Origin of the sequence: Streptomyces sp. MK37H (assembly GCF_018035285.1) — a bacterium.
Taxonomy (GTDB): Bacteria; Actinomycetota; Actinomycetes; order Streptomycetales; family Streptomycetaceae; genus Streptomyces; species Streptomyces endocoffeicus.
Map to the genome: position 1 here is coordinate 1 of NZ_JAAAYH010000562.1, position 4,720 is coordinate 4,720.

The 4,720-nt window shown below is 65.3% G+C and carries 7 protein-coding genes; 4 read left to right on the top strand and 3 right to left on the bottom strand.

What is annotated here, in order from left to right:
• Positions 1 to 3: 3 nt before the first annotated feature.
• The gene (locus GWI24_RS40535) at positions 4 to 591 is read right to left on the bottom strand and encodes a DinB family protein (RefSeq protein WP_210951025.1); all 588 of its coding nucleotides are present in this window, start codon (positions 589 to 591) and stop codon (positions 4 to 6) included.
• A gap of 5 nt (positions 592 to 596) precedes the next feature.
• Between GWI24_RS40535 and GWI24_RS46440 the strand changes: the two genes are divergently transcribed.
• Positions 597 to 725, top strand: a complete 129-nt coding sequence (locus tag GWI24_RS46440) for a hypothetical protein (RefSeq protein ID WP_281791559.1) — start codon at positions 597 to 599, stop codon at positions 723 to 725.
• Positions 726 to 813: 88 nt separating this feature from the next.
• Here the strand turns inward: GWI24_RS46440 and GWI24_RS40540 are convergent, their stop codons facing one another.
• The gene (locus GWI24_RS40540) at positions 814 to 1,389 is read right to left on the bottom strand and encodes an ABATE domain-containing protein (protein WP_210951026.1); all 576 of its coding nucleotides are present in this window, start codon (positions 1,387 to 1,389) and stop codon (positions 814 to 816) included.
• A gap of 82 nt (positions 1,390 to 1,471) precedes the next feature.
• Between GWI24_RS40540 and GWI24_RS40545 the strand changes: the two genes are divergently transcribed.
• Complete coding sequence (locus GWI24_RS40545) at positions 1,472 to 2,644, top strand: epoxide hydrolase family protein (RefSeq protein WP_210951027.1); 1,173 nt, start codon at positions 1,472 to 1,474, stop codon at positions 2,642 to 2,644.
• Between the two features lie 515 nt (positions 2,645 to 3,159).
• Here GWI24_RS40545 and GWI24_RS47050 read toward each other — a convergent pair.
• Entirely contained in the window at positions 3,160 to 3,552 is a 393-nt protein-coding gene (locus GWI24_RS47050; RefSeq protein ID WP_374103402.1) for a transposase, read from the bottom strand.
• On the opposite strand from GWI24_RS47050, the gene GWI24_RS40555 reads away from it, so the two are divergent.
• Both GWI24_RS40555 and GWI24_RS40560 read left to right on the top strand, forming a co-directional pair.
• On the top strand, positions 3,517 to 3,693 hold the full coding sequence (locus GWI24_RS40555) for a hypothetical protein (protein WP_210951029.1): 177 nt from the start codon (positions 3,517 to 3,519) through the stop codon (positions 3,691 to 3,693). The two genes, GWI24_RS47050 and GWI24_RS40555, sit on opposite strands and share 36 nt — an antisense overlap.
• A gap of 273 nt (positions 3,694 to 3,966) precedes the next feature.
• Positions 3,967 to 4,317 carry a hypothetical protein gene (locus tag GWI24_RS40560; RefSeq protein WP_210951030.1) on the top strand — a complete coding sequence of 117 codons (351 nt, stop codon included), beginning with the start codon at positions 3,967 to 3,969 and terminating at the stop codon, positions 4,315 to 4,317.
• Positions 4,318 to 4,720 lie beyond the last annotated feature (403 nt).

The window sequence follows — 4,720 nt, forward strand, 5'->3', positions numbered from 1 at the left end:
CCTCTAAGCCTTGATTGGTGCGGCCGACCTGGCGGCCTGCTCGATCTTCGCGCAGTAGGCTGCACGGGCTTCCTCGTCGATCTGCTTCTCGTTTTCGGCGCGCACCCCGGTCCGGCCGTCGAGGCCCTCGCGCAGGATATCGGCGTGCCCGGCATGCCGGATGGACTCGCCGAGGACATGGACCATGATGGCGAACAGGTTCGTGTTGGGATAAGGCTCCGGCCACCACGGCACGTGGCCGGGGGCGTCGAGGGGAAGCTCGTTGATCGTCGCGTCCGAGTGTTCCCACGTGCGCCGGTAGAACCCGATGATCTGATCGCGGGTCTCGTCCTCGGTCGCCCACAGATCGCTGCCGTTGGAGTGGTCCTGCCACCGGGGCAGCGGTTCAGGGGAAGGGCGGTCGAAGACCTCGCCGAAGTACCTGGCCTCGACGGTGGCCACGTGTTTGACCAGGCCGAGGAGGTTGGTCCCGGTCGCTGTCAACGGTCGGCGGGCGTCGTATTCGGACAAGCCGTCGAGTTTCCAGAGCAGCGCCTTGCGGTCCCGCCGCAGTCTCCCGTGCAGGTTGTCTTTCGCGAATTCATCGATCATGCGGCATGAGCCTGCCATGGGCTGCTCGTGGTCTCAAGATCCCGAACCTGGTCAGCAACGACTGGCAGAGCCGAGGCCTGGCCATGGCCGCCGCCCTGATCTGCTACAAGAAGCTCGCGAAACTTGCCACGTGAGACACCCTCTCAGTGGTGCCGTTGGGGTGCGCCCAACGCGACAGATGTGTCGCAGGCGTGGGCCCACTTGGATGTACCGAGGTAACGATCACTCCGCTGATCTGGGGTTTTTTCGCTGTTTGGCATTGAAGCGCGCTTTCTTCTGACGATTCCCGCACGTGTTCATGTCACACCATTTGCGGGTGCGACTTTGGCTGGTGTCGAAGAAGGCGGCCTGGCAGGTTGGTGATGCGCACAAGGCCAATTTTCCGTCTCGTTCGCCTGCGATGATGCTGATCGCGTCGGCGGCGATCACGCTGAGGGCATCTTCCACGCATGAAGCCGAGCTGAGCCGCCATCGCCGATTGCCCTCGGGCGTCAGGATAGCCGCGGCCCGACCCTGAGCGCTGCAGGTATTGATGACTTGGACAGCAGACGCAGGGAGAGCGTCCTGGATCGCGGCCGCTGTCGCGGCGGCGTGAATCGACTCCCTCAGTTCCCGAGCGAGGTCGAGCTGGGCAGTGGTGCAGGAGTCCACGGCGAGGCCGTTCACCGCCAGCCAGTCGACCAGTCGGTGCGGCGTGGGAATGCGCTCCACAGCGTCGCCATGACGCTCCGTCAGAGTCGCCGTGAAGCTGGTCGCTAGCACGCTACCGAGGCGGAAGTCAGGGAACCCAGCACGCATGGAACCACCTTAGCTGGTTGCACGCCGACATGAAGACATGCTAGAACCACCTTAGCCAGTTCCGCGATGGCCAGGAGGTGTCATGCCCCGTCCAACCAACGACGTGCAAGCATTTGAAGCCCACGCAACTGACGCTGACCTCGACGATCTGCGCGCACGACTGGCCGCGGCGCGGCTACCGGAGGCCGAGACGGTCTATCGCGCCGCGCCCGACCCTCGCCGATGGGAACAGGGCGTCCCTCTCGCCGACCTCGTCGATGTCGTGAACTACTGGCGCACCGGGTACAACTGGCGGTCGTTCGAAGCGCGCCTTAACCGGATCGGCCAGTTCCGCACGACCATTGATGATCTGGGAATCCACTTCCTGCACCGCCGATCCGCGCGCGCAGATGCCACTCCTCTGATCTTGACGCACGGCTGGCCAGACAGCATTGCTCGGTTCATCGATGTAGTAGACGAGCTGGCAGATCCGAAAGATGCAGACGCGCCGGCGTTCCACGTCGTGGTCCCGTCGCTACCAGGCTTTGGTTACAGCGACAAGCCGGCCACCACCGGATGGGGAACCGAAAAGATCGCGGCCGCATGGGTGGAACTGATGGGAAGGCTCGGCTACAGCAAGTTCGCAGCCCACGGCGGCGACTGGGGAGGAAATATCACCACGGTTCTCGGCGGCAGGTTCCCAGCGCACGTTCTCGGCATCCACACAACGTTCGCGGAGGGACCGCCCGGGTTGACAACGGACGGGCTGACGGCGGCCGAGCGCAAATGGACCGAGGAAACCCGCGATTTCTGGCGCCACCGCGCGGCGTACGCGAAGCAGCAGGCGACTCGACCACAGACCATCGGCTACTCGCTCGTCGACTCACCGGTCGGGCTTCTTGCCTGGATCCTCGACAAGTTCGCCGAGTGGTCAGATACCGAAGACAGCCCGTTCGAGACGATTTCCAGAGACCGCGTTCTTGACGACGTCACCCTGTATTGGCTGACGCGGACCGGCGCATCGGCGGCCCGCATTTACTACGAGAGCCACAACTCGCTGGACCCCGAACTTCGGGTCGACGTCCCGTCAGCACTCACTATGTATCCCCGCGACGTCGAGAAGTGTCCGCGCCCCTGGGCACAGGAGCGGTACCGACAGATCGTCCGATGGAGGGCGCCCCAAATCGGGGGCCATTTCCCGTCGCTGGAGGTTCCCGAGTATTTCGTCAAAGATCTGCAAGAGGGCCTCGCGGCAGTGCTGGCCGCTAATCGGTGAAAGCGGCTGGGTGCCGGCATTCGATCACCGCCTGATCCGGCTCAAGGCGTTTCCCGACGGCTTCCAGACCGAGCTCATCGAGACGGCAGAACGTGGTCAGACAGGGCGCGGCGAAGATAGCGTGGAACATGTCGAGGCCTTTCGGATGGGCAGTGTAGGAACTTCCATCCTGGAAGACCTCGACGCACGCCTACCCGCCAACACCCCCGACTACACCCCCAACTGCGAAGAGCCCCTCTCGGATCCAGGCGAGCCATCAGACCCAGGAATATCCCTCCAATGCCTCCCGGCTGAGCCGGGGATACAACAAACAAGGCGCCTCGTGGCGTACAAGCAGCGTTCGATGGTGTTGCGCCGACGGTAGATCTCCCGGTCAAACGCCGGTGGCCGGCCGCCGCGGCTCCCGCGGTGGTGCCGGTGCCGCTGCTGATCGGTCATCTCGGGAAGCCTATGCGCGATCCCGCGTCGCCGCAGGTAGACGAGGAAGCCGCCAGAGCTGTATGCCTTGTCTGCGATCACATGCGCGGGCCTGCAGCGTGACGGGCCAAGGCCGGTGCGCGGGATGCGAATCGCTCCAGCAGAGTCCGTGCACAGATGCCGTCGTGACGCCGGCCCGGTGTTACGAGAATGGCAAGAGGACGACCCTTGCCGTCGCAGGCGAGATGGACTTTGGTCGTCAGTCCTCCTCGGGATCGACCGAGGGCGTGATCGTCCGGTTCGTCCTGTCCGCGCCTCCCCCTTTTCGGCCGGTCGCGGCTCCGTGCTGGTGGGCCCGGACCGACGGTGGAGTCGATCTGGACGAGCCAGTCGATGTTGTCACCGGTGGCGTCCACCCGAGCCGAGACGGGGAACCGGGCGACAGCCCGGCCTCCATGGAGCCGGGCTCCTGGACGCTGAGCGCCGCGCACGTCGACCAGCTGAGCGCATGGCTCGCGGTCCAGGCCCGCAGGGTCGGCATCAGTCCCGACCGCGCCGCGGAATTCCTGATAGAAGCCCTCGCCAACGACTTCTCGCTGCGCGACTGGATCCAGGCCCACGCCAAGACATGAACCATGAACCACCGGGGCCGGGCCGCTGCCCGCCCCTCCCGCGCCTGTCACGGAACGTAGCGGCTCGCCGAGCCGGGGGGCGTTACCCCGTCCCAGCCCTACCGCGACGCGAGGGGACGACAGCGCCGACTAACGAGGCTGTGAGCGAAGTTCCCGGCTAACCCGGGTTCGTCGCCGACGTGGGTAGGGCCTGGAGTCTCAGGTGATGTCGCCACCCAGATGGCAGCTTCATGCAACGGGAACCGGCACGGGCAGCTGATCGTCATGCAGAGCATGTCTTCTGCTCTCATTCTTGGTTTCGACCCGCACGCAGTGCCTGGTATGGACGGGGACGCCATGCGCGCGGTCCTGGACAAGGAACTGGCCCGTTTTGGCGAATATGCCGTCGATGCTTCCGTGACGCTGATTGCGCCGGACGAATCAGCCGAGTCCATGGTGGTCGCGGCGCTGTCCGAACGAGACTGGGACGTCGTCGTCATCGGGGGTGGGATACGCAAGCCTGAACCTCTGCTGACGTTCTTCGAGCAGGTCGTGAACCTGGTCCGGCAGCATGCACCGAGGGCCGCTATCGCGTTCAACACCAGCATCGGCGACAGCGTCGAGGCAGCCATGCGGTGGCTATGAGACCCAGCCCGGCAAAGATCAACTGGGATGGGGCAGAAGTCGGGCGTGACGTCGAGGCGGCCGCACGGGTTCCTCGTGTGTGACGACGAAGGAATGGGCCCGTGCGGCCTTGTCTCATCCAGCCTTCACGGTTATCTCCCATGCGCATATCGGCGGTATGGGTCAGCACCGGGCGCCGGACGCCCTCATCCGGCACCCGGTAAGTGCCCGGAGGGTGGTGCGGGTTTGTTCCGAGCGACGCCGACACCTCTTCCCGTGGCCAGCGGGCGAGCCCCTGGGCAGCGACGGCCCGCCCGGCCGGACCAGTCGCCGCTGTGACAGCACTGTGCACCGGCGCGGGGTAAGCCGCGCAAGTCCCGCAGGCGCCCCGAACTCTGCCACCACCGAGCGCCTCGCGCATGGA